The organism is Bacillus sp. FSL L8-0358 (assembly GCF_038593095.1).
GTDB classification, from domain to species: domain Bacteria; phylum Bacillota; class Bacilli; order Bacillales; family Bacillaceae; genus Bacillus; species Bacillus subtilis.
Genome location: NZ_CP151962.1, coordinates 3,747,496 through 3,772,071 on the forward strand (window position 1 = coordinate 3,747,496; position 24,576 = coordinate 3,772,071).

Below are 24,576 nucleotides of genomic sequence, written 5' to 3' on the forward strand. Positions count from 1 at the left end.
CAGACATCGTCTGGATGTTTACTTATTTCACAAACCCAAGCAGCATTTCACGGATGATTTTGCTGGCTGTGTTTGCCGTTTGCTCTGAGTGGTCATACACCGGTGCGACTTCCACTAAATCAGCGCCCTTTACGTTTACCTCTGAACGCGCAATTTCATGGACGGATGCAAGCAGTTCTTTAGACGTGATGCCGCCGGCGTCAACCGTTCCTGTACCCGGTGCGTGTGCAGGGTCTAATACGTCAATGTCAATTGTGACATAAACCGGACGGCCCGCCAGCTTCGGAAGCACCTCTTTCAGCGGTTCAAGCACTTCAAATTTTGAGATGTGCATGCCGTTTTCCTTCGCCCATTCAAACTCTTCTTTCATGCCGGAACGGATTCCGAATGAATACACATTGTGCGGTCCGATCAATTCTGCCGCCTTACGGATCGGCGTGGAGTGAGAAAGCGGTTCTCCCTCATAATCAACACGAAGATCTGTATGTGCGTCAAAATGGATAATCGCAAGGTCTGGGTATTTCTTGTACATTGCTTTAATGACAGGCCATGACACGAGGTGCTCCCCGCCCATACCCATTGGGAACTTCCCTTTTTCTAAAATGCTGTCCACGTACTCTTCAATCATATCCAGGCTTCGCTGCGGATTTCCGAACGGCAGCGGAATGTCGCCGGCGTCAAAGAAGTTCAAGTCAGCCAGATCGCGGTCTAAATATGGGCTGTATTCCTCAAGGCCGATTGACACCTCACGGATTCTGCTTGGACCAAAGCGTGAGCCCGGGCGATAGCTGACTGTCCAGTCCATCGGCATGCCGTAAAGAATGGCGTCCGCCTCTTCCCACTCGGGACGGCTCGCGATAAATACTTTTCCTGAATAAGCTTCATCAAATCTCATCTATAATACCCTCGCTTTCCTGTAAAAAAGCGCAAGATTCGCTCCTGCGCCATACCTTCATTATTTAATCAGGTCACTCACAAATTTCGGCAGAACAAACGCCGCTTTATGAATATCTTTTGTGTAATATTTCGTCTCAATATCGAAGAAACGGCTGTCTTCCACTGCAAGCGGATCATATTTTTTCGAGCCAATTGTAAATGTCCACAAACCGCTTGGATATGTCGGAATGTTCGCCGTATACAGCTTCGTAATCGGGAAGATTTCCTTCACGTCGCGCTGTACATTTGTGATTAATTCCGGTGTAAACCATGGGTTGTCCGTCTGCGCAACGAAAATACCGTCTTCTTTCAGCGCTTTTGCGATTCCTGCGTAGAATCCTTTTGTAAACAGGTTTACAGCCGGTCCGACTGGTTCAGTTGAATCTACCATAATGACGTCGTATTGATTTTCAGATTTTGCAATGTGCATAAATCCGTCATCTACCTGCACGTCAACGCGCGGATCATCCAGTTTGCCTGCGATAGAAGGAAGGAACTTTTTAGAGTATTCGATCACCTTGCCGTCAATATCTACAAGTGTCGCTTTTTTCACGCTTGGATGCTTCAGGATTTCTCTGATAACGCCGCCATCACCGCCGCCGACTACAAGAACGTGCTCCGGATTTGGGTGCGTAAATAATGGCACATGCGCCACCATTTCGTGATAAACGAATTCGTCTTTTTCAGATGTCATCACCATGCCGTCCAAAAACAGCATGTTGCCGAACTCTTCTGTTTCCACCATTTCTAAATGCTGAAACTCCGTTTGTTCTGTATGTAACGTCTTGTTAACCTTCATCGTAATGCCAAAGTTTTTCGTCTGCTTCTCTGTGTACCAAAGTTCGCTCAATTGTCATCTCCCTTTCGAGGCTGTATTCATTTATTGTAAGCGTCTTATCAGCTTTTATTCTCGGTTGAAATCTCATTTTCACCTAAGGAAAAAGTATAGAGGATGGCGGGGAAAAAGTAAAGATGCGTCCTGTTCTGCGATGTTTAAAAACGATCTTTTTTTCTCATAATAGTAGAAACATAAAAAAAGGGGGAACCCGTTGTGGATGCAATGACAAATAAACGGCTGAGACTGACGCTGAAAACCGTTCGCGCCTTTATCTTTTTAGGGGCTTTTGCGGCCTTGGCGGCAGCTGCCGTGTTTATGACTGTCATTTTGATAGCCAAATACCAGGGCGCTCCCTCGGTGCAAGTGCCGCAATCCACGATTTTGTATGCGAGTGACGGCTCAAAGCTCGGGGAAACGAACTACGGCGAAAAGCGCTATTGGGTCCCCTTAAAGGACATGAATCCGACGATCGTAAAAGCGACAGTGGCGATTGAAGACCAGAATTTCTACGATCATCACGGCTTTGATTATAAACGCATGGCCGGCGCGGCGCTTGCTGACCTGAAAGCATTTGCCAAGGTTCAGGGTGCAAGCACCATCACCCAGCAATATGCGAGAAACTTATACCTTGAACACGACAAAACGTGGAAACGGAAATGGAATGAGGCGTTCTACACGATCCGTCTGGAACAAAACTATTCTAAGGACGAGATATTAGAAGGCTATTTAAATACGATTTACTACGGACACGGCGCCTACGGCATTGAAGCAGCTTCCCGCCTGTATTTCGGCAAGCATGCCAAAAACCTGACGGATGCGGAGGCGGCGCTTTTGGCAGGAATCCCGAAAGGCCCTTCCGGCTATTCACCGTATGTAAATGAGACGAAGGCCAAGGAACGCCAGAAAACGATTGTGCGGATGATGGAAAAGCAGCAGATGATCAGTCAAAAGAAAGCGGATGAATTGATCAAGGAACCTCTTTCCTATCAGCCTTTGAATAAGCAAGTTTCCAAGAGAAAGGCTCCTTACTTCTATGACAATGCGATGAGAGAGCTGGAAAAAAAGCTCGGCATGACACGGGAGCAAATTGAAACGAGCGGGTTAAACGTCTATACAACGGTAGATAAACGGATGCAGCGCATCGCCGAGGAGACCATTACCGAAACGGTTAACGCGGGATCTGATATTCAAGTCGGGTTTTCAGCCATTGATCCCCGCACCGGAAACGTTCTCGCCCTTGTCGGCGGCAGGGATTATCAAAAAAGCCCGTTTGACCGGACGACACAGGCGAAGCGCCAGCCTGCTTCGACGATCAAGCCGCTGCTGTACTATAAAGCGATTCAGAGCGGATTTACGCCAGTCACTTTGATGAAAAGCGAAGAAACCGAGTTTCAAATTGACGCAAAGGGAGAAACCTATTCTCCAAGCAACTATAACGGATACTATGCCAACAAGCCGATTACGCTTCTGCAGGCGCTGGCGCTTTCCGACAATATCTACGCTGTGAAAACGCATCTTTTTCTCGGCACGAACAAACTTGTAAAGACGGCAAAGGAATTTGGCATTACCGCCCATCTTCAAGCACTGCCGTCTCTGGCACTCGGCACCGAACCCGTACGCCCGATTGAGATGGTCAACGCCTATGCCATGCTCGCAAATGGCGGAAAGAAAATCGAACCGACTTTTATTTCAAGGGTAACGGACGCAGCCGGCCACGTGCTGTACGAAAACCCGAATCAGCATAAACAGGTGCTTGATGAAAAAGCCGCTTTTGTCACAGCGAGTATGATGACAGGCATGTTTGATACCGATTTAAATGGATATACGTCGGTTACGGGGCGAACGATAGCCAACCGCCTGACAAGAACGTATGCCGGAAAATCAGGAACCACCAGCGCAGACAGCTGGATGATCGGCTTCAATCCGAAGCTGGCCGCAGGTGTTTGGACCGGCTATGACAAAAACAGCACCATCGACTCGGTCGAAGAAAAAAGCTATGCTAAAACCATTTGGGCGGACTTCATGGAGGACGCGCTCAAAGGCGAACCGGAAACCGCGTTCAAGCCGCCAAAAGGCGTAACCGGTGTGTACATTGATCCGGAAACAGGCTACTCATCAGGTCCCGGCTGCGCCGCTAAGCATTACACATATTTTGTGAAAGGCACAGAACCAGCAAACGTGTGCTACGGGGCAGAACCCGCAAAACAAACAAAAGGCCGGCTTCCATCCAAAGAAAAGCCCGCTTCCGAGAAAAAGTGGTGGGACAAATGGCTGGGGCGACATCATTGAAAATAACCCGGCTCCTCGGAGGCCGGGTTATTCGTATGGTTGGTCAATGACCCATGGAAGAAGCGTAACACAATCGAGCTGAATAATTGGTTTTGGAAAACCCTTAGGAATGTAAATTTGGTATTGCGGCACTGAAAATGAAATATGCCACGAGAAATCAATCTTTTTCGGATTCCATTCTTGTTTTCCTTCAACAATACGGCCTACTATAAAATAACTCGCTATATAAAAGTGCAGATGAACTTTTACCCCATGATAATTTATATCTGTGCATTTGGACGGAATGAGGCCGAAACTTTCTAATACTTGTGCTTTTTGGACTGGCAGTTCATTCACTGCCTCGTAATAGTTAAGACAGTTACCGCATTCACACATTTCCTCTATATCTTTCTCATATTGCTTTCTCGTTTCTTCCACATCGGCTTTTATCAACCAATCGCCGACTCGAATGGTTTCGTACATCATATCCCCCTAAAAATGAAAAACCCCGAGTCTTGTTTCGGCTCGGGATTTTCCATGTCCTATTTCTGTATCACCAGTTTACTCAATGTTTACGAAAAATATCTCAAATACTTTAAAAGTTCACAGAAAATTCACAAATTAATTATCTTCCGGAAGCAGGCTTGTTTTTAATTCATCTGATGAACGGTCCCATAGGCCCTGATCATGCTTTTTCAGAAATTCGCCTAGTACACGCTTCGAGCTGTCGTCCATTTTATCAACGATGATTTTCCGTTTCATGGATTTATCCATCAAATTCACATGCTCAGGCAGCGACTTGTAGCCTCTTCTGATGCTTCTGTCGACCGTCATTTCACAGGCTGTCACACCAGCGTAATAAGGCCCCTCTTCTTTTCTGTCAATCGTTACCCACACAAGCCAGTATGGTTTTCCGTTCGGAACTTCTTCTTTATTCGGGAGAAATTTAATTCCTTTTTCAACGGTGCTGCGGGCATGCATGGCGCCGATGTCTACGAACGCTTCTTTTTCCTCTACATCAACGAATACGGGAGAAATGTTATCAAGGCTGAGTGCCCCTACGCCAAAACCGCCGTGTCCGTCTGTCGGATCACTTTTGATAATATTAAACCCGATTGATTTTTTCTTTTTTTCTTCCATGAAGTTCTACCTCCTACAAAAGCGGTTGAAATATCGCTGAAAACAGCTTTAAAATCGAATCTCTTCCTGCATTGAGCATCGGCCACAGCACGTAAGATCCGAGCGGTGTCACAAACAGCACCAAAAATACGATAAAGCCGTAGCTCTCCGCCTGCGTCATTTTGGCACGCACGCCTGACGGAACGAGATCTTCTATAATTCGATAGCCATCGAGTGGAGGAAGCGGCAGCAGATTAAATAAAAACAAGACAAGATTCAGCTGTATCCAAATAGAAAAAAACTGATCCAGCCCCGTGCTGAACGCCGCAAGCATTTCCATTCCGTACGCATGCATCAACACTAACAAAAAGAAACCAATAAACGCAAGAATCAGGTTACTGACGGGCCCGGCTATAGATACGAGCACACCGGCAAGCCGGGGTTTCTTAAAGAAGCGGCGATTCACGGGAATGGGGCGCGCCCACCCGAAGCCGGCCACCAAAATCAAAATGGTTCCGAACGGATCAAGGTGTTTAATGGGATTCAGCGTCAGTCTTCCTTGTTTTTTCGCCGTATCGTCACCGAATTTGTATGCGACATAAGCGTGGGCAAGCTCGTGCATCGTAAACGACACAATTAGCGTGATGACGAGGTATGGCATTAAAGATAACGGATAATATAAAAAACGGTCCAAGTGAGATATCCCTCTTTCTCAAAATGCAAGAATTTACTTTATTCAGTATACTATAAGAAGCCTCTTTTTCTAAAGAGAGGAAACGAGATAAAGGAGGATTCAGCACCCATGCCATACGTAACTGTCAAAATGCTCGAAGGCCGTACAGACGAGCAAAAACGCAATCTTGTCGAGAAAGTAACAGAAGCCGTAAAGGAAACAACCGGTGCTTCTGAAGAAAAAATTGTTGTCTTTATAGAAGAAATGAGAAAAGACCATTATGCCGTCGCAGGCAAACGCCTGAGCGATATGGAATAATCTCTATAAAGCCGGCGCTTCGCGCACCGGCTTTTATTATCCCTATTGAGCCAACTTCGCAATAATCGCCAAGAACGTCTCTTTCTCTTCGGCTGTTAAACGTTCAAACATGCCGTCAATCAGCTGCTGGCGGTTTTCGATCATTTGTTCAGCCGCTCCCCGGCCCGATTCAGAAAGCGTAATCCATACAGTGCGGCGGTCATTGTTATTTCTGGATCTCTCAATAAACCCTTCCTGCTCTAAATGATTCAGAGCTGTGGTCGTGGCAGAGGGAGACAGTGTGACCTCCTTCAAAATATCCTTTATGGTGCAGCTCCCATGTCTGTATATGATCCGCAGAATAAAACCTCTTACATTATTCACGTGTTTCGGAACGGTGGCTTCATCTAATTGCTTCGTGCTTTTCAAATATTTTGTAAGTGCGTGATCCAGCAAATTTGCTTCCAGTTTGTCATGGTCCATGTCAATTTCCCCATTTCGAGATGCATTCATAACATACGAACGATATGATTTACTTATTATTTTACTGATTCCGAATAGGGAAAGTCAAAAAAGCAAAATGTGAATTCACAGCTTTTATCCTACATGCCTCGATTTTCCACCTGTTTCACAAGCTCATCTTTAAATGTCTGAAAAGGAACGTGTTCATTCTGCTGATGTCCGAATCGGCGGACGTTTACCGCATCCTCCTGCTCCTCATGATCTCCAAGCACCAGCACGTACGGGATTTTCTGCACCTGCGATTCTCTGATTTTATAGCCCAGCTTCTCATTGCGATCATCAATGCCGGCTCTTATCCCCACCTGCTTCAGCTCCGCCTGCACTTTTCTGCAATAGTCTAAGTGAACGTGCGAAACCGGTATGATTTGAACCTGGATCGGTGCGAGCCAGACTGGAAAAGCCCCGCCGTAATGCTCGATCAAAATGCCGAAGAAACGGTCGATTGAGCCGAAAACCGCTCTGTGGATGACAACGGGACGAACCTTCTCATTGAGTTCGTTGATATATGTTAAATCAAATTTTTCCGGCATTTGAAAATCAAGCTGAATTGTCGCGCATTGGTGGCTCCGTTTCAGGGCATCTTTTATGTGGAAATCAATTTTCGGCCCGTAAAACGCCCCATCACCTTCATTGATCTCATAAGAGAGGCCAAGCTCCTCAAGGACGCGTGCTAAGGCACATTCCGACGCTTCCCAAAGGCTGTCATCGCCTAATGAATCCTCCGGGCGAGTCGAAAGCTCAACTGAATACTCGAAACCAAATGTCCGATATACCTCATCAATCAGCCGAATCGCTTCTTTGATCTCACTCTCAATCTGATCCTCCCGAACGAAAATATGGGCGTCATCCTGACAGAACGTCCGAACGCGAAGCATTCCGTTTAAAGCGCCGCTGTATTCATGGCGGTGCACCTGTCCGAATTCCGCCATGCGAATCGGCAGATCCCGATAAGAATACAGGCTGTTTTTAAAGATGAGCATGTGGCCGGGACAATTCATCGGCTTCATTGCGAACCTTGTATCATCCACTTCTGAAAAGTACATATTGTCGCGATAATGGTCCCAATGGCCTGACTGCTCCCATAACCGCTGATTCATCATAAACGGCGTACGCACCTCATCGTAGCCGGCATTTGTTTGCAGCTCACGCGAGAAGCGCTCCAGCTCATTGCGGACAATCTGCCCTTTCGGCAAATAAAACGGCATCCCCGGCGCTTCTTCAGAAAACATAAACAGCCCTAACTGTTTGCCGAGCTTGCGATGGTCTCGTTTTGCCGCTTCTTCCAGCATATGCAGGTGCGCATCCAAATCTTTTTTCTTTTGAAACGCAACCCCGTACACCCGCTGCAGGACTTCATTTTTGCTGTCTCCGCGCCAATAAGCGCCTGATACTCTTGTCAGTTTGAACGCCTTGATCATTCCTGTAGAAGGGAGGTGCGGCCCGCGGCACAGGTCAACGAATTCCCCTTGCTGGTACAGTGTGATATCCTCCCCACGCGGAATATCCTTTAAAATCTCAAGCTTGAGCCGCTCGTTTTTTTGTGCAAACAGCTCTTCAGCCTCTTCGTAAGAAACCTCCATACGTTTGATTTCAAGGTTTTCATTTATTATGTTTTTCATTTCTTTTTCGATGGCCTCTAAGTCTCCTGATGCCAAGCTTTTCCCCAGCTTCATGTCATAGTAGAAGCCGTCTAAAATCACAGGCCCTACCCCCAATGACACTTCGCCGTACAGCCGTTTTACTGCTTGGGCCAGCACGTGCGCTGTTGTGTGGCGAAGCACCTGCAAGCCTTCTTGTGAATCGAGTGTGACAATCGAAAGCTCAGCATCTTCCTCCAGCTTGAAACTGAGATCAACAAGCTTGCCGTTGACCTGACCTGCGGCCGCTTTCTTTTGCAGACTGGAACTGATAGAACCAGCCGCTTCTTTGATTGTGATGCCTTTCGGATATTCCTGGATCTGTCCGTCCGGAAGCTGAATGTGTACATGTTTACTCATTTTAGAACACTCCTTATTCATTGTTGTATATAAAAAAACACACCCGTCCCGCAGATAGGGACGAGTGTGTGATTAACCCGTGGTTCCACCCAAGTTCCCGACAAATACTATGTTGTCGGCTCGGTGCTGTAACGCAGCATAGACGGCATTGGTTACTTCAGTTCCCCAATGCTGCTCCAAGGCGGTAAATGATATTCCTAAGCTGGGAAGCTCTCACCTTTCCTTCCCTCTCTGAAAACCGTAACTATCATTCGTGTCCTTTTCATCGCATGTATTCAATTCATAAAAAAACACACCCGTCCCACAGATAGGGACGAGTGTGTGATTAACCCGTGGTTCCACCCAAGTTCCCGACAAATACTATATTGTCGGCTCGGTGCTGTAACGCAGCATAGACGGCATTGGATACTTCAGTTCCCCAATGCTGCTCCAAGGCGGTAAATGATATTCCTAAGCTGGGAAGCTCTCACCTTTCCTTCCCTCTCTGAAAACCGTAACTATCATTCGTGTCCTTTTCAACGCATTTATGTAGTTCATATAAAAAAACACACCCGTCCCTCTAAAAGGGACGAATGTGTTGATTATCCGTGGTTCCACCCAAATTCCCGATCAATTACACATGGTGATCGGCTTGAAGATGCTGTAACGCAGCATGACGGTATCAGATACTTGTTTTCCCCGATACGGCTCAAAGGCGGTAAGCTGCTTTCCCTGCGTTAGGAAGATCTCAGCTGTCCTTCCCTCTCTGGAAACCGTAAAAAGCATCTCGTGTCCTTATCAGTGCCTGTTGTTTCAATAATTTTTTATATCTTACTATATATTCCCACAAAGCGCAATCAGTGATTTACATTTTTTTCTGACGCAGCAGTTCCGTTATGGGCAGCCAGAAACAGCCATACAAGCAATGCAGCGAGGCTGTATGCCGCTCCCATCATCAAAAACGTAAACCCGGCACCGGCATACCAAGTGGCGGACAGATGAATGATCACCCCGGTTATCGCTACGCCGACCAAGGCTCCGATTTGCCGGTTTGCATTTAACGCCGCACCGGCGATATTCGCATGTCTTTGCCCGGCAGCCTGCATGATCACAGTTGTCATGGCAGGAACTGTAATACCGGTACAGAGGTTCATAACAGACATCAATACCGCCAGCTGCCAATAAGGAAAATCCGGGGAAATCAGCACAAACAACAGCAATGCAATGATACAGCTGACCGCCATTGATACAAACATAAGCTGCCCGGCTTCAAACCGATTCGCCAGACGGGCAAACAGCAGATTGCCGATCACGAAGACCGCCATCATCGGCAGCAGCTCCACTCCAGCCATAAAGGAACTTGCATCTCCTGCTTCCTGCAAAAAAAGGCTGAGCATAAACATGCCGCCAAAAAGGGCGAAATTCAGCAAAAACCCGATAAATTGGGCAGCTGAGAAGCGGCCGTTTTTGTATAAGGACGCCGGCAGGATGGGTGCTTTTGCAGAAATTTCCCGCAGCAAAAACAGCACAAATGCCAAAATCGCTGCAGTAAATGCTACAAGAATCACTGGCGAGCGCCAGCCCGCTGAAGGCCCCTGTATCAAAGCATAGGAAAGAAACCCGAGAGCCATCATGCCAAGCAGATGCCCAACGATGTTCACGCGGCTGCTTTTTCCCGGAACGCGGCTAAGGATTCGGTAAGCTGAAATGAGCGCAGCAGCCCCTATTGGCACATTGATCAGAAAAATACTCTGCCAGCCCGCCAACTGTACCAGCACTCCCCCGATAAAGGGCCCAAGGCCTGAAGCGGCGGAAACAAGCGCGGCCCACAGCCCAAACATTCTCGCCCGCACCCGCTCATCAGGATAAGAGGCAGCCAAAAGGCTGAGTGAGCTTGGCATAAACAAAGCTGCTCCAATTCCCTGTATGAGACGTCCGGCAATCAGCATCTGCCCATTTATAGATGCAGCGCATACACAGGAGGCCAGAACAAAAACGGCTAGACCTAAGATATAGATCGTCTTCGAGCCGAAACGGTCAGCCAAGGCTCCGCCCGCCAGCAGAAGCGACGCAAAAGTAAGAATGTACCCGTCCACAACCCACGTTACACCTGAAAGTGACATTGAAAGAGTGTTTTTCATATCCGCCATCGCCACATTCACAACGGTCACATCAAGAGTTGCCATGAGGAAACCAAGTGCGAGCACGATCAGCACGGATATGCCTGTTGATGATGTTGATTCTTGTATAGACCCGCTATTTTTCATTACAATTGCCCTTTCACTTGCTTGATTACCCAATCATCTATTTTTTCAAGATCATACAATTCCCCGACTCTGTCCATGACATGCTGCAAGGATTCTTCTCTCATGAGATTGGCCCATTTATCCTCGATTTCCCCCATGACTGTCTCCAGCACACAGTGACTTTCTCCCTCAAATACAGATTGCAGCAGGCCTTTCCCCTGATACATCGAACCTCTGCCTTCGACCGCTTGATAAACATCATAAAGCGTAATGTCAGCCAAAGGCTTCGTCAGGGTAAAACCGCCCTTCGTCCCTGGTAAGGATTCTGCCAAACCGGCTTGAACTAATGTTCTCATCAGCTTCTTCAAGTAAGACGGAGACACACGCAATCGCTGGCTTATAGCCTCTGACGTCAAAGAAGCCTGTACCGGCAGCCGTGACAGTAACAGCAGCACAGAAACCGCCTGCTCCATTCCTGATTTCATTTTCATCCTATTCACTCCTGATTCATTATGGATAACTATTATCCATAATGAATCTCTTAGCAGATTTTGTCAATAAAAAAAGCAAAAGAAACGGATCATTTCTTTTGCTTGGTATGGTTAACAAATCTGCTTCAGTTCCTCTATGTATTGAAGCGCTTCGTCATATTCTTCATTTGTATATTTTTGCTTGCTTTTGATTGTAAAGACTTTTTCTTTCTTTTCCTCATCCTCAAGCCCGTCAAAGTAAAGGATCGTGGAAACAAGCTCTAAAAACCGTGATGAACGGCTGTTTACACTGTCAATGTAGCCTTTCATATCCGGCATGTCCAGATCAGCATGGTCTAAAAATGCGGAGCCTGTCTCAGTCAGCGAATACCGGTATTGAAAGTAGCCGCCCTTTTTTTCCTTCACCTCATGCAGAAATCCAAGGTTGCACAGCTCTTCAATCTGGAGCGTCAGTTCCTCTGAATATGGTCCGTAAAAGTGAAAATCATATTTCTCATAGAAAGGAAACTGCATTTTCTTGGCGATATAAATCATTTTCTGCAGCTTCTTTCGCCCGATGATTTCTCCAGAATCCGAGAACACCTTCATCAGTTTTGCATGTTCTTTCAACAAATTCCCGACATCTCCTTTTTCCTTCTTTCCAATTTCTATGTCAGTCCCAGCAGCTGCCGGATTTTCATTTTCGCTTCCGGATGTTTAGAGCCGTCACAAATCAAGTCCTTCGGATAGTACAGCTTGTGGTCCGTCCGCCGTTTACCTGAGATGGATTCCACAATAGCCGACTGCCTGGACAGCTCTTTAATTTGGCCGTTTTGCGTCAAGAGATGGATCGGCAGACGCTCCTCTTCCTCTCCCGGCCGGTAAAAATCGTATGGCAGATCTGATGAAGAATCAACGACCAAATAATAGCTCGGATCGATCCCCGCCTCTTTGAACAATGAAGTCAGCTCAAAATAAGCCGACATTTCTTCATTCGGATTGAATTCAACGTATTGGAACAGCTGGCGGTTAATGAATCTGCGGCACAAGTCGGATAAAATCGCGTCTTCTTCCTCCTCCCAGGCCTGGAAGTAATACAAAATAATAGATTCATCCAGCTTTACATAATCCTCCAGTGTCAATTTCCCTTCAAAAATAGAATAGAAATGAACCGGAGCGTGAGTGAAGACATAGCCTTCATCGTGCAGCTGCTTCGCCCTGTGAAGAATCTTCGTTAAAATGACCTCTGCACTTCTAGTCACAGGATGGAAGTAGACCTGCCAGTACATTTGGTAACGGCTCATGATATAGTCTTCGACAGCGTGCATTCCGCTTTCTTTAATGACGATCTGATCCTCGCGCGGCCGCATCACCCGAAGAATCCGCTCCATATCAAAATGGCCGTAGCTGACGCCCGTATAATATGCGTCGCGCTGGAGGTAATCCATGCGGTCTGCGTCAATCTGACTCGAAATCAGGCTGACCACTTGCTTGTTTTTATATGTTTTGGCAATGACTTCAGCAACATCCTGAGGGAAACCCGGGCTCACCTTTCTGAGCACCTGATTAACCTCCGTGTCTCCCAAAATGATATCTCTTGTAAAATCCTCGTGGTCAAGGTGAAAGACCTTTTCAAATGAATGCGAGAACGGCCCGTGCCCGAGGTCATGAAGCAGCGCCGCGGCCAAACAGAGTTCGCGCTCACTGTCATCCCATTCAGGGCGGCCTTTAAAGACGTCATCAACCATTCTTCTGACAATTTCATAGACACCGAGAGAATGGTTGAACCGGCTGTGCTCAGCCCCATGGAACGTCAAATAGGTCGTGCCGAGCTGCTTAATTCTGCGGAGACGCTGAAATTCACGGGTTCCGATTAAATCCCATATCAGCTTGTCCCGAACATGAACATAGCGGTGCACCGGATCTTTAAACACTTTTTCTTCTGATAATTTTCCATTTGGATACGCCATCGTCATTCCCTCTTTTTTTTAGCCGTGTTTCTATTATATCGACTCTATTCTTTGAAAACATCCTTGAATTTGCCCGGCGATTTGTTCCATCTTCATGAAAAACACATCTTGTGAAGCAAAAAAGCCTGACCTGATGGCCGAGGCTAAGAAAAAATATGTTTTACTTTTTTATTTTCTTTTTTACTTTGTCAATCAGCTCATCCTCTGTCGGAGCTGACAGCGGGCGATTGTTCACAAAAGCAAATGATTTTTTCCGTCCGGGCCCGCAATAAGATTGGCATCCTACCTCAACCTTTGCGTCCGGGTCCACTTCTTTCAAACGCGGCAGCAATGTTTTGATATTAGTGGCTTGGCAATCATCACACACTCGAAATTCATTAGCCATGACGTACGCTTCCCTTCATTTCTATGTTCATCTATGTGAATAACCTAAAATCGCTTTTAAAAAAAAATCACATCACTCTTCATTTTACAAGGATTCGACTGTTCCTGCAAGCCGCTCCATCCTTCGTATCTCCTATTCTTTCAGCCGATTTGTATAAATATTTTCCAACCTGGACATTCTAATACCATGAAAAGAAAAATGGGAGTTGAGATAAATGACAAAACAGCGACAAGACGCTTGGTCAGAGGAAAACGATCTGCTTTTAGCCGAAACAGTGCTTCGGCATGTGAGAGAGGGCAGCACTCAGCTGAACGCCTTTGAAGAAGTCGGCGATAAATTAAACCGGACATCCGCAGCCTGCGGATTCAGATGGAACGCAGTGGTCCGCCATCAATATGAAAAAGCGCTTCAGCTTGCAAAAAAACAACGAAAGCAGCGGATGAGAGCGCTCGGAAACGGGCAGCCTGCGAAAAAAAGATTATTATATCAGCCTCCTGCCGTTGATCCTGAAATCACTCAAGAAACCGCTGGAGAAGAGCCGGTTAAAACGGAAACACCATCTGTCGAAAATGAGCAACCTTTAATGTCTGGCGAACATATGCCTTTTGTCGATGAAAGCTTTAAGGAAGAGTTAGCTAGTCTATCACACTTATTGTCTCCTCAAACGCCTGCAGCTGCGCCTGAGATGACGATGAATGATGTGATCCGCTTCCTGCAGAATTACGAAGGCAATAACGAGCAATCATCAGCATTAAAAATGGAAAACGAGCGTTTAAAGAAAGAAAATCAGGAATTGCAAAACAAAACAGAGCAGCTTGAGGCAGAAGTTAAAAAGCTTGAAAAAGACCAAAAAACGATCCAAGAAGATTATGAAACCTTGGTGAAAATTATGAACAGAGCCAGAAAGCTAGTTTTATTTGAAGAAGATGAACATGCCTCTCCGTCCTTCAAAATGGACCGGAACGGCAATTTAGAAAAATTAGCGGAATGACATAGAAAAATCCCAAAACGGGCAGCTGTTTTGGGATTTTCGCCATGTGCAAAATTCCCTTTTCTATTGAGAAAAGAGAATTCCCTCATTTTGCAGCCGGATCAGCTATTCTTGTAAAATGAGGCCAAGCTTATGTGAATCTATTAAGACATGTGAGCTGCCTCGGCCGTTTTTTGTTTCCGAGGCGCAGCAGAAATGACCAAAAGACCCAGCATCATAAGCGCAATGCCCAGCCACGAGGAAGGCGAAAGCATTTCCCCTATGAAAAACACGCCAAGCAATGAAGCCGTCAGCGGTTCAGCTAAAGACAGCGTGACCGCCGCCGAAGCCGGAACCCCTGTAAGCCCTTTCGCAAACAAAAAGTATGCGGAGCATGTTGCAATTAACCCGATGTAAAGGCTTGTTCCCAGTCCTCTAGGGGTCAATATCCACGAGATATCTGACTGCCATAGTAGCGGCGTCAGCAAGATGGCGCTGATCATAAAGACAACAGCGGAGGTCGCTCGCGGAGGCTGGGTTATCATCATCGCTTTACTGATGAGCGTATAGCCCGCAAAAGAAGCACCAGCTCCAAGCGCCATAAGAACACCAGCCACATCAATCCGAACATTGGAACTGTCGGAAAACAGAAGCCAGCAACCCGCTAAAGCCAGCACAGTCGCAATCCACCAGGAGTTTCGCGGGCGTTTCTTCAATACGGCCCACTCGAGGGTCCCGGCAATGATAGGCGCACTGCCGATGGCAATCACAGTTCCCACCGCAATTCCCGTTTCTTTAACAGCTGTGAAAAACAGCGGCTGGTAACACGCCATACAAACAGCGGCTAAAAATACGAGCGGCCATGACCAATTTTTCACGTGAAGCTCCCGGCTGATCCAAACCGCAAGCAGCATGGCGCTTCCTCCTATTAATAACCTGAACGCTCCAAATGCCAGCGGTGTGGCGCTTTCTGGAGCCAACGCCTGAACGGTTCCCGTGGTCCCCCAGAAAAAAGCCGCAATCAATACAAAAAGGCTGTAAATATTCCCTTTCATCTGCCTCTCCCCTTTAATATGGATGCTGATGTCATTTTATCGTTTTTCTTTTTGTCGTGGTTATCTTTATGTAAGAAGGATTTATCTGAAAATAAGATTATTGGGGTAAATGCCGCTTGAAATAAAAAATGCATGCCGGCATATACAGCCGGCATGCGAAGAACGTTCACCCAAATACCTTTGCATTCCGCTCAGCCATCCGCACGAGGTTTTTCTCAAATTCCATTTCCTCATCAATGGACAGTCCAGCTGAATAAAGATGGGTGCTTAACACTTTTAATTCCGTCAATAAAGCGAACATTAAGTCTTGTACGGAGATGTCTTTTTGCAGAAGCTCACTTAAGGACGCCATCGTTTCCGGACGTATTTCAGGATAGACGCCTTTTTTATCGTTTTGTTTGTCTTTCAGCGCCGCTTGATAGAATCGTCTGATCAAGTCGGCCCTTTCACTGCCGCTTTTATCCGCACAGAGATAAATTTGAACAGCGACTCCGCCGCGAACGCGTCTCTGAGAGATGCCGGCGAACTTTTTGCCATTTATACTGAGGTCATAGCTGCCGGGACAATAAGACCCTTCAATTTCATAGGCTTCGATCTTTGCGTTGTACGGTCTCAGCATTCGCCTCATCAGCTCAACCATCGCTTCATATCCTTTGTCTATATCGATGCCTTTCTTTTCGTCCTCGAATATGAGAGAGATATTTAAAACACCGTCATCCAATACGACGGCAAGACCGCCGGAATTGCGTACGATCACACGGTATCCTTCACTCTCCAGCAAGGAGATGCCATCCTGCAAAAACGGGAGGCGTGTATCCTGTATTCCAAGGACAATTGTATCGTGGTGCACCCATGAGCGCGCTGTCGCCGGCGACACGCCTTTTCCGACGGACATGCACAGCGTATCATCCATTGCGAAGGATTGCTTCGCATCAAATAAAGGGCCGAGGCTGGATTGGTCAATGACTCTCCATTTCGGCTGCATCAGTAAATCAATCGGTTGGTTTGCCATCTATGTAAAACCCTTTCATGTTAGGCTTATTGAACGAAAACTATTATATCATTTCAGCAGCTGTGATTGATAATTGCTTTTCAGCATCGTAATAAAAATTTCTTTATTTTTTGTATTCTCCATGAGAGGAGAATGAATGTAAGACAGCTTGCGCTTTAACGAGAAATCTTTAATATGCAGAATTGAAATTTCGCGGTGGATCAAATCCTTATGCAGCACGCTTCTGGATAGAACCGAAAGTCCCATGCCGTTGATCACCGCTTCCTTTACACCTTGATTGCTGCTGATGGTGAACATTGATTTCGGCCGAAGTCCATTTGAACTGAGTACATGATCGAGATATTCTCTCGTCCCGGAGCCTTTCTCTCTTGTCACCCACGCTTCGTTCTGCAAATCGCTGATCGAAATCTCTTTCCGCCCGGCGAGCGGATGCTGATTTGGAGCGGCAATGCACATTTCATCCTCCATGAACGGTTCAATTTCCAGCTCATTCTCGTTTGTATGTCCTTCAATCAGCCCGATATCAGCCTGAAGCATCCGCACACGCTCGCTGACCTCCTCTGTATTGCCAATCATGACATCTAGATTCAGCTCTGGATACAGCTTTTGCAGCTGGGCCAATAGCGGCGGAAGAATATACTCACCGATTGTAAAGCTTGCAGCTATTTTCAATTCGCCCTTCACATAGTGATGATGCGCATAGATTTCAGCCTTGGCTTGTTCGTAGAGAAACACCATTTGCTTTGCTCTTTGATATAAAATGTCTCCTGTCGGCGTTGTCGTAAAGTGTTTTGGCGACCTGTTCAGAAGAGCCGTTTGAAATTCTTTCTCAAGATTTTTGATATGCAGACTGACGCTGGGCTGGGAGATCATCAGCTTTTCTGCCGCTTTTGTGAAGTTTTTTTCTTCTACCACCGCTATAAACGTTTTCAGCACGTCGTAATACAAAAACCCCACCCCTGTCATTAATGAAATATATGGTTATGATTAGTTTTCTTTATTGTACTCATATCATCCGTCTTGGTAAAGAAGGCTATACGGAAGCGCAAAAAAGGCAGCCCTCGGTCGAGAGCTGCCATCGTCTTCATTTTTATTACAGTGCTTGCGCCGCTGTAATTAATGCGAGATTGTAAACATCTTCAGCGTTACATCCTCTTGAAAGGTCGTTTACAGGCATATTTAAACCTTGCAGGATTGGTCCTACCGCTTCAAAGTTGCCCAAACGCTGAGCGATTTTATAGCCGATGTTTCCTGCTTCAAGGCTTGGGAATACGAATACGTTAGCGTCCCCTTTGATCTCGGAATCCGGCGCTTTTTTCTCAGCTACAGATGGAACAAATGCAGCATCAAATTGGAATTCGCCGTCAAGTGTCAGTTCAGGCGCTTTTTCTTTCGCGATTTTCACTGCATCCGCTACTTTTTCTGTTTCATCAGATTTTGCTGAGCCTTTTGTAGAGAAGCTGAGCATTGCCACGCGAGGCTCAATGTCGAACATTTTTGCCGTATTGGCACTTTCGATCGCAATCTCGGCAAGGTCTTGGCTGTCAGGCGCAATGTTGATCGCGCAATCTGCGAATACGTATTGCTCTTCCCCGCGAGCCATGATGAACACGCCTGAAGTCTTTTTCACGCCTTCTTTTGTTTTGATGATTTGAAGAGCCGGGCGGACAGTGTCAGCTGTCGAGTGAGCAGCTCCGCTTACGAGTCCGTCTGCAAGGCCTTTATACACCAGCATTGTACCGAAGTAGTTCTCGTCTAATAACGCTTTGCGAGCCTGTTCTTCTGTCGCTTTGCCTTTGCGGCGTTCTACGAATGCTTGTACAAGGTCTTCCATGCCTTCATATGTATGAGGATCATAAATCTTAACGCCATCCAGCGTAAGGTTCAATTCTTTTGCTTTTGCTTGGATCTCATTTTCATTGCCGATCACAATCGGATTCAGCACTTTGTTTCCTGCAAGCTTGCTGACCGCTTCTAAAATACGCTCGTCTAAGCCTTCAGGAAATACAATTTTAACGTCTTTTCCAGCTACTTTTTCTTGCACTGTTGAAAATAAATCTGCCACAATAAAACCTCCTCAAAAAGTTACAAAAACGCTTTCTTTTACTAGCATACTCTTCTTCCAATCAAATTCAAACAGCCAACTTTCATTATAGCGCTTTCATAAAAAAATCTTATTTTTCTAACTAATTTAAGTGACTCAATCTACCCTTATAGGTTCTTCTATTTTGATGGAGTTATACGGAAGGGATGTTCAAGGTTTCTCCACAGTAGAATCGGATAAACTATGGTATAGTGAAGGCAATCATGAAAAGATAATGGGAGTGAAGATAAATGAGTGAACAGCAAATGACAAATGAAGCGGCAAAAACGCTTGACGGCTGGTATGCGCTTCATGATTTCCGCACAATGGATTGGACTTCCTGGAAGCTGCTGTCCAGTGATGAGCGCCAATCTATCATACATGAATTCACCGGGTTGCTTGAAAAATGGGGCGTAGCCCAAAAAGAAGGAAAAGGATCGCAAACTCTTTACAGCATCGTCGGCCAAAAAGCTGATTTTATGCTGATGATCCTTCGTCCTACAATGGAAGAATTAAATCAAATTGAGCTTGAATTCAACAAATCAAGACTTGCTGAGTTCACCATTCCGGCATACTCCTACGTTTCAGTGGTAGAGCTGAGCAACTACTTGGCAAGCGGTGACGGCGATCCTTATGAAAATCCGCATGTGCGCGCTCGCCTTTACCCTGAACTGCCCGAATCAAAATATGTATGCTTCTATCCAATGGATAAAAGAAGATCCGGCAATGACAACTGGTACATGCTTTCAATGGAAGAACGCAGAAACTTGATGAGAAGCCACGGTTTAATCGGCCGCAGCTATGCGGGCAAAGTCAAACAGATCATCACCGGCTCTGTCGGCTTTGACGATTACGAGTGGGGCGTTACATTATTCAGCGATGATGTCCTTCAATTCAAGAAGTTAGTGTATGAAATGCGTTTTGACGAAGTCAGCGCTCGCTATGGCGAATTTGGTTCATTCTTTGTCGGCAATCACCTTTCGCTTGATACACTTCCTCAATTCCTATATGTATAATATCCCCTCCCGCCCTATCCGGCGGGAGTTTTTCAAACCCCATTTATCAGAATTTAAATAAAATTTGCTATTTTCTTCGTTTTTTCTTACGATGTAGATAATAATCCAATTTTTTCAAAGGGGTGCAGTTATTTGTCAAAACGAACCGCATTTGTTATGGGAGCCAGTCAAGGGATCGGGAAAGCAATCGCTCTGAAATTAGCAGACCAGCATTTTTCCCTCGTCATTAATTCGCGAAATTTGGATAATATTGAATCTGTCAAAGAAGACATTTTGGCCAAGCATCCTGAGGCGAGCGTCATTGTCCTTGCGGGAGATATGTCTGACCGGCATACGAGAGCGGGCATTTTTCAGGAAATCGAATCTCAATGCGGACGGCTTGATGTTCTGATTAATAATATCCCGGGCGGCGCGCCTGATACATTTGATAACTGCAATATAGACGATATGACGGCCACGTTCACTCAAAAGACCGTTGCCTATATTGACGCAATCAAGCGTGCTTCCTCACTGATGAAACAAAACGAGTTTGGCAGAATCATCAACATTGTCGGAAATCTGTGGAAGGAACCCGGCGCCAACATGTTCACAAACAGTATGATGAATGCCGCTTTAATTAACGCCAGTAAAAATATTTCCATCCAGCTTGCTCCTCACAACATTACTGTCAACTGTCTGAATCCTGGTTTTATCGCTACAGACCGTTATCATCAATTTGTGGAAAATGTGATGAAAAAGAACAGCATATCCAAACAGAAAGCAGAGGAACAGATTGCTTCCGGGATTCCGATGAAACGGGTCGGATCAGCCGAAGAAACCGCAGCGCTCGCCGCGTTTCTTGCCTCTGAGGAAGCCTCCTACATCACGGGACAGCAAATTTCCGCTGATGGCGGCAGCATGAAAAGCATATAAAAAACATCCCGCTTTTTAGCGGGATGTTTCTTGTAATGACCCGAACGGCAGGTTCAGCTTTTGAATCCGCATGACAAATTTCCTCAGATCCTCCTGCTTCGACACCATTGATATTCTGACATGTCTTTTTCCGTTGCTTCCAAAAATTTCGCCCGGTGTGACTACGACATGGGCATGCTCCAGCAAGTAATCGGAAAATTGGTGAGATGTCTCAAACGTATTCGGAATTTCAGCCCATACGTAAAAGGTTCCTTTTGGCTTTTCCATCTTCCAGCCCAGTTCCTTTTCGCAAAGCTCCGTAAAAAAGTCAATTCGTTCCTTATAAATTCGTTTCAACGATTCCGTATGCTCCGGATCTCCAGAAAGCGCCACACTCGCTGCCTGCTGCAGCCCGCCGAACATGCCGACAAATACATGATCCTGAAATTCATTGACGGCCTGAATGATCTTTTCGTTCCCAACCGCAAACGCCATTCTCCAGCCGGCCATGTTAAATGTTTTTGAAAATGAATAAAGCTCTGCTCCGACAATTTTGGCATCCTCTGCCTCAAGAAAGCTGGCCGGTTTTTGATCGAATTCAAACGCTCCGTATGCAAAATCATGAATCAAATGGATGTTATGCTCTTTCGCAAAAGCAGCAGCTCTTGCATAAAAAGCCGCATCAGCCACAGCTCCAGTGGGGTTGTTCGGATAGTTTAAAAACATAAGCTTCGCTTTTTCCAGCACGGCTGGATCAATCTTTTCAAAATCCGGCAGATAGCCATTTTCTTCATACAGCGGCATTTCGTAAAGCTCAGCTCGCGCCATCGTAATCCCTGATAAATATTCAGGGTAGCCTGGATTCGGGACTAAAGCGATGTCTCCCGGATTGAGCAGGCATTGTGTCAGCACATACAAGCCTGCTTTCCCGCCTCCGAAAAGCGCGACCTCCGTTTCAGGATTGATTGTCACTCCGTATTCCCTTTTATAGAAAGCAGCGATCGCTTCCTTTAAAAAAGGATAGCCCCTGAAAGGGCCGTATCCATGAAACGAAGGATTCAGAGAAGCCTCCCGCAAAGCCTCCACAATATGCGGCGGAGTGGGAAGGTCAGAGTTCCCCTGTCCGAGATTAATGATGTGGGCCCCCGTTTTTTCCAATTCCTTTACCTTTTGAAAAACGAGAGAAAACTCCTGCCTTGGAAGTGTCTTGATGACATCGGACGGTGTTATTTCCATCTAAAAGACTCCTTTTTGCTCCGTTTTGTTATCCCGTTCCAAAAACGATTTGTTGACGAGCTTCGTATGCAGAAACAAACCGCATACGATCACGACAATCAGCCCCATAATGACCGGAGCGCTTAGGATGTTAATGAACATTGAACCAATAGAAATGCATAATCCGATAGACGCTTCGGCCACTGAAAAAATACGCCCTTGAATCTGGTTTGCCGCATTTTCCTGAACCTTCACTTTTGCAAGCACTTCCCCGTATTCCATCGCGATGAAAAAGAGGATCGCCGCGATGACAGAAACAGCGAAAATCGGCGTGAATAAAAACAGCGCCAGTGAGACAATGGATAAAACGGTAAAGTACGTAAGGCCTCTATTGTTGTTAAAGCCCCATTTGCTGACAAGCGCCGCTCCGATGAACCCGCCGAAGCCGATGCAGAATGTGAGGATAAAGTTGCCGATTTCCCCGTCACCCAGAAAGCGGCTGACAATCGGAAAATAGCTGTACACGACTCCCCACAGCAAAGCCATTGTAATCATCGTAAACATGGCGTTTAATACGAATGCATTGGTTTTGATTTCCTTGAGCCCTTCCTTAAAAGACTGAAAGGCCTCTTTTATGTTTTCAGGTTGAATCGGCACAAATTGCAGCTTGATACGGCTGATAAAAAATGCCGAAACCAGGTATGTCACACCGTTAAAGGCAACAGCCAGCTCTACAGATCCGCCTAACAGAAAGAGCCCTCCGGCAGCCGCCCCGACGATAATGGAGATGGTTGTCGCTTTTGCAAATAACGTGTTGATGCTTTTAATATCTGATTCCAAGGACGACATGACAGCGAGACGGGCGGGATTAAAAAACACGCCGCTTCCATAAGAAATAAACAGCAGGGCCAGAAAAATCAGCGGATACTCGCCTTTTGGAAGAAATGTGAGCCCCAAAAAGATGATACCTCTGATGATATCCGTCCACAGCATGATCTTAATTCTGTCTAACCGGTCGACCAGAACCCCCAAAAACGGCTGAAACACCATCGGAATGCTTCTGACCACAATGACCCCGGACGTCACCCAATAATCGTGATAATATGTAGACAAAATGAGCAGGGCAGGGAGAACACAATAGTCTCCCATGAACGATAGCGCCTGCCCGTAAAGCAAGTATTTAGAGTTGGGTTTCAGCTGTTTCATACTGGCAGCACATACTTTGCCGTCAGCTTCGCATGCTGCTGAATTTGTCTGATTGATTCAGCCACATCCTGTGAATTACTGCCTTTCAGTTCAAATGCAGCAATGGAATTGAAAGCTTCAAACAATGTCAAATCAACTGAAGTGCCTGGTGCTGCGGCCGAAAAAGAAACGATTTCAGTATTCCCTTTTAAAAGTCCGTCCGGAATATCGATCGCTTCAATGACCAAATCCTCAGCAGTTTCAGGAATCTGGCCATTTTGTTTGAAATGCTGCGGGTACAAATGGCAGTCGGCAACATAGTAAGGCTCTTGATCCAATAATCCGTCCGGCAGATCGGCGTCTTTTCCGAAACAGAGGACATCTAATAATAATTGCGCCATATCAAGGCCGAAAACCTTTTTAATGTTAGGGATCATATTCCAGCCTGCGAATCTGGCTGCCGACTCTATTAAACCCGGTTCTCTGTTTTTCATTAGCTTGATCTCTGTATGTGTTGCGCAATTTTGCAGTCCAAGCCCTTCATTTGCCTTTTTGGCAGCTTCGACAATTTTCTTTTTTGCCTCTTCATCCAGAATGGACGGCGTAATGTGGGATGTCTCTGTAAACCCGATTTGCGGCGTTTTATCATGAATGGCGATCGGGAAATACTCACCGTCAGCCATGATGCCTTCTATACTGATATAGTCGGAGTACCCTTCTGTTTGATACCAGTCTCCGTACTCACCCTGTAAAAATTCTTCAGCGATAAACGGCGCTTCAAACGTAACCGCCTTTGGCACGTTAATTGATTTCAGATAGTCATTGACTCTGTTAAATTCATCTTCTGCCGTCTCAGTGTCCGTAATCAGCGTTACACCGATTGAACTCGCTAAGTATGTAGGCTTTAAGATAAGAGGTGTGCCGATCTCTTCAAGAGCAGCACGGAAATCTTCAAGAGTTGTGACTCGTTTGTTTTTGATCGATTTGACTCCGGCCTTATTAAAAGCGTCCCTCATTTTATTTTTATCTCTGGCATTTTCGGCTGCCTGCACGCCGGCACCTCTCAGGCCCAGACGTTCACAGGCTTTCGCCATCGGAGCAATGAATAATTCATTGTTTGTTGTGATGGCATCCGCCCCAAACATTTCGGCAACCTTGACGATTTGCTCGACGACCTCTTCCTCAGGCTTGTTATGATCCTCATGCGCCCAATAAATGGAATCAGGATGCTCAAAATCAGCTAAACTCTTAAAATAGTCTTTATCTTTTATGACCGCGACCGAGTATTTTTCAATTAATGCTGCATGAGAGGCTGTAATTGCAAAAGGTCTTGGAATAAAGCTGACCAGGTTATATTTTTCAGCAGCGCTTTTATAAAACATGTGCGGCGGGCAGCCTCCAAGATCAGCGATGACCAATACTGTTTTTCTCTCCATATGTAAAACACTC

General features: G+C 46.0%; 24 protein-coding genes and 3 other annotated features. Of the genes, 5 read left to right on the forward strand and 19 right to left on the reverse strand.

Going from position 1 to position 24,576, the window contains the following annotated elements; genetic code table 11:
• Nucleotides 1-22: 22 nt before the first annotated feature.
• Both speB and speE read right to left on the reverse strand, forming a co-directional pair.
• Nucleotides 23-895: an agmatinase gene (gene speB, locus NYE49_RS19260; RefSeq protein ID WP_003227545.1), complete on the reverse strand. Its 873-nt coding sequence runs from the start codon at nucleotides 893-895 to the stop codon at nucleotides 23-25.
• A gap of 60 nt (nucleotides 896-955) precedes the next feature.
• Nucleotides 956-1,786 (reverse strand): spermidine synthase, encoded by an 831-nt coding sequence (gene speE / locus NYE49_RS19265; RefSeq protein ID WP_003227543.1) that lies wholly within the window; start codon nucleotides 1,784-1,786, stop codon nucleotides 956-958.
• A 201-nt stretch (nucleotides 1,787-1,987) separates the two neighbouring features.
• Between speE and NYE49_RS19270 the strand changes: the two genes are divergently transcribed.
• The gene (locus tag NYE49_RS19270; RefSeq protein ID WP_047183351.1) at nucleotides 1,988-4,063 is read left to right on the forward strand and encodes a transglycosylase domain-containing protein; all 2,076 of its coding nucleotides are present in this window, start codon (nucleotides 1,988-1,990) and stop codon (nucleotides 4,061-4,063) included.
• A 27-nt stretch (nucleotides 4,064-4,090) separates the two neighbouring features.
• Here the strand turns inward: NYE49_RS19270 and NYE49_RS19275 are convergent, their stop codons facing one another.
• From NYE49_RS19275 to NYE49_RS19285, 3 genes are all read right to left on the reverse strand, one after another.
• Entirely contained in the window at nucleotides 4,091-4,528 is a 438-nt protein-coding gene (locus tag NYE49_RS19275) for a hypothetical protein (protein WP_342410646.1), read from the reverse strand.
• A gap of 135 nt (nucleotides 4,529-4,663) precedes the next feature.
• On the reverse strand, nucleotides 4,664-5,182 hold the full coding sequence (locus NYE49_RS19280) for a YwhD family protein (RefSeq protein WP_015250981.1): 519 nt from the start codon (nucleotides 5,180-5,182) through the stop codon (nucleotides 4,664-4,666).
• A 13-nt stretch (nucleotides 5,183-5,195) separates the two neighbouring features.
• A complete protein-coding gene (locus NYE49_RS19285) occupies nucleotides 5,196-5,855 on the reverse strand; it encodes a site-2 protease family protein (RefSeq protein WP_047183353.1) in 660 nt (219 codons plus the stop codon).
• Nucleotides 5,856-5,963: 108 nt separating this feature from the next.
• Between NYE49_RS19285 and NYE49_RS19290 the strand changes: the two genes are divergently transcribed.
• Nucleotides 5,964-6,152, forward strand: a complete 189-nt coding sequence (locus NYE49_RS19290; protein ID WP_003222038.1) for a 2-hydroxymuconate tautomerase — start codon at nucleotides 5,964-5,966, stop codon at nucleotides 6,150-6,152.
• Nucleotides 6,153-6,194: 42 nt separating this feature from the next.
• Here NYE49_RS19290 and NYE49_RS19295 read toward each other — a convergent pair whose 3' ends face one another.
• The 7 genes from NYE49_RS19295 to NYE49_RS19325 all read right to left on the reverse strand — a co-directional run bounded on the left by NYE49_RS19295 (nucleotide 6,195) and on the right by NYE49_RS19325 (nucleotide 13,700).
• Complete coding sequence (locus tag NYE49_RS19295; RefSeq protein WP_003227535.1) at nucleotides 6,195-6,614, reverse strand: MarR family transcriptional regulator; 420 nt, start codon at nucleotides 6,612-6,614, stop codon at nucleotides 6,195-6,197.
• Between the two features lie 119 nt (nucleotides 6,615-6,733).
• Nucleotides 6,734-8,650, reverse strand: coding sequence for a threonine--tRNA ligase (gene thrS / locus NYE49_RS19300; RefSeq protein WP_047183354.1), 1,917 nt, complete (start codon nucleotides 8,648-8,650; stop codon nucleotides 6,734-6,736).
• 53 nt (nucleotides 8,651-8,703) lie between these two features.
• Nucleotides 8,704-8,925, reverse strand: a binding site (T-box leader).
• A 31-nt stretch (nucleotides 8,926-8,956) separates the two neighbouring features.
• Nucleotides 8,957-9,178, reverse strand: a binding site (T-box leader).
• Nucleotides 9,179-9,211: 33 nt separating this feature from the next.
• Nucleotides 9,212-9,440 (reverse strand) — a binding site (T-box leader).
• 46 nt (nucleotides 9,441-9,486) lie between these two features.
• Nucleotides 9,487-10,896 carry an MFS transporter gene (locus NYE49_RS19305; protein ID WP_047183355.1) on the reverse strand — a complete coding sequence of 470 codons (1,410 nt, stop codon included), beginning with the start codon at nucleotides 10,894-10,896 and terminating at the stop codon, nucleotides 9,487-9,489.
• On the reverse strand, nucleotides 10,896-11,366 hold the full coding sequence (locus NYE49_RS19310) for an Rrf2 family transcriptional regulator (RefSeq protein ID WP_014478304.1): 471 nt from the start codon (nucleotides 11,364-11,366) through the stop codon (nucleotides 10,896-10,898). Before NYE49_RS19310 ends, NYE49_RS19305 begins: the two co-directional genes overlap by 1 nt.
• 111 nt (nucleotides 11,367-11,477) lie before the next feature.
• Complete coding sequence (locus tag NYE49_RS19315; protein WP_003227524.1) at nucleotides 11,478-11,978, reverse strand: YwgA family protein; 501 nt, start codon at nucleotides 11,976-11,978, stop codon at nucleotides 11,478-11,480.
• A 35-nt stretch (nucleotides 11,979-12,013) separates the two neighbouring features.
• Entirely contained in the window at nucleotides 12,014-13,315 is a 1,302-nt protein-coding gene (locus NYE49_RS19320) for an HD domain-containing protein (protein WP_015483845.1), read from the reverse strand.
• A gap of 160 nt (nucleotides 13,316-13,475) precedes the next feature.
• Complete coding sequence (locus NYE49_RS19325; protein WP_003222050.1) at nucleotides 13,476-13,700, reverse strand: DUF1450 domain-containing protein; 225 nt, start codon at nucleotides 13,698-13,700, stop codon at nucleotides 13,476-13,478.
• 214 nt (nucleotides 13,701-13,914) lie between these two features.
• On the opposite strand from NYE49_RS19325, the gene rsfA reads away from it, so the two are divergent.
• Complete coding sequence (gene rsfA / locus NYE49_RS19330; protein ID WP_047183356.1) at nucleotides 13,915-14,691, forward strand: prespore-specific transcription regulator RsfA; 777 nt, start codon at nucleotides 13,915-13,917, stop codon at nucleotides 14,689-14,691.
• Between the two features lie 143 nt (nucleotides 14,692-14,834).
• Here the strand turns inward: rsfA and NYE49_RS19335 are convergent, their stop codons facing one another.
• The 4 genes from NYE49_RS19335 to pta all read right to left on the reverse strand — a co-directional run bounded on the left by NYE49_RS19335 (nucleotide 14,835) and on the right by pta (nucleotide 18,802).
• Nucleotides 14,835-15,725, reverse strand: a complete 891-nt coding sequence (locus NYE49_RS19335) for a carboxylate/amino acid/amine transporter (RefSeq protein ID WP_015384949.1) — start codon at nucleotides 15,723-15,725, stop codon at nucleotides 14,835-14,837.
• Nucleotides 15,726-15,891: 166 nt separating this feature from the next.
• A complete protein-coding gene (gene ywfL / locus NYE49_RS19340; protein WP_015483847.1) occupies nucleotides 15,892-16,737 on the reverse strand; it encodes an octanoyl-[GcvH]:protein N-octanoyltransferase in 846 nt (281 codons plus the stop codon).
• 48 nt (nucleotides 16,738-16,785) lie between these two features.
• Nucleotides 16,786-17,685: a cysJI operon transcriptional regulator CysL gene (cysL, locus tag NYE49_RS19345; RefSeq protein WP_014481233.1), complete on the reverse strand. Its 900-nt coding sequence runs from the start codon at nucleotides 17,683-17,685 to the stop codon at nucleotides 16,786-16,788.
• 145 nt (nucleotides 17,686-17,830) lie between these two features.
• Nucleotides 17,831-18,802, reverse strand: a complete 972-nt coding sequence (pta, locus tag NYE49_RS19350) for a phosphate acetyltransferase (protein ID WP_003235941.1) — start codon at nucleotides 18,800-18,802, stop codon at nucleotides 17,831-17,833.
• Nucleotides 18,803-19,071: 269 nt separating this feature from the next.
• On the opposite strand from pta, the gene hemQ reads away from it, so the two are divergent.
• Nucleotides 19,072-19,836, forward strand: coding sequence for a hydrogen peroxide-dependent heme synthase (gene hemQ, locus NYE49_RS19355; RefSeq protein WP_003227507.1), 765 nt, complete (start codon nucleotides 19,072-19,074; stop codon nucleotides 19,834-19,836).
• Nucleotides 19,837-19,968: 132 nt separating this feature from the next.
• The gene (gene bacG, locus NYE49_RS19360) at nucleotides 19,969-20,748 is read left to right on the forward strand and encodes an NADPH-dependent reductase BacG (protein ID WP_029726228.1); all 780 of its coding nucleotides are present in this window, start codon (nucleotides 19,969-19,971) and stop codon (nucleotides 20,746-20,748) included.
• Nucleotides 20,749-20,763: 15 nt separating this feature from the next.
• Here the strand turns inward: bacG and bacF are convergent, their stop codons facing one another.
• Genes bacF through bacD form a run of 3 tightly spaced genes read right to left on the reverse strand, consistent with a single transcriptional unit; the run spans nucleotide 20,764 to nucleotide 24,563 of the window.
• On the reverse strand, nucleotides 20,764-21,963 hold the full coding sequence (gene bacF / locus NYE49_RS19365; RefSeq protein ID WP_174616694.1) for a transaminase BacF: 1,200 nt from the start codon (nucleotides 21,961-21,963) through the stop codon (nucleotides 20,764-20,766).
• On the reverse strand, nucleotides 21,964-23,148 hold the full coding sequence (gene bacE, locus NYE49_RS19370; RefSeq protein ID WP_015384956.1) for a bacilysin exporter BacE: 1,185 nt from the start codon (nucleotides 23,146-23,148) through the stop codon (nucleotides 21,964-21,966). It lies immediately after the preceding gene.
• Complete coding sequence (gene bacD / locus NYE49_RS19375) at nucleotides 23,145-24,563, reverse strand: alanine--anticapsin ligase (protein WP_047183358.1); 1,419 nt, start codon at nucleotides 24,561-24,563, stop codon at nucleotides 23,145-23,147. Before bacD ends, bacE begins: the two co-directional genes overlap by 4 nt.
• Between the last annotated feature and the right edge of the window lie 13 nt (nucleotides 24,564-24,576).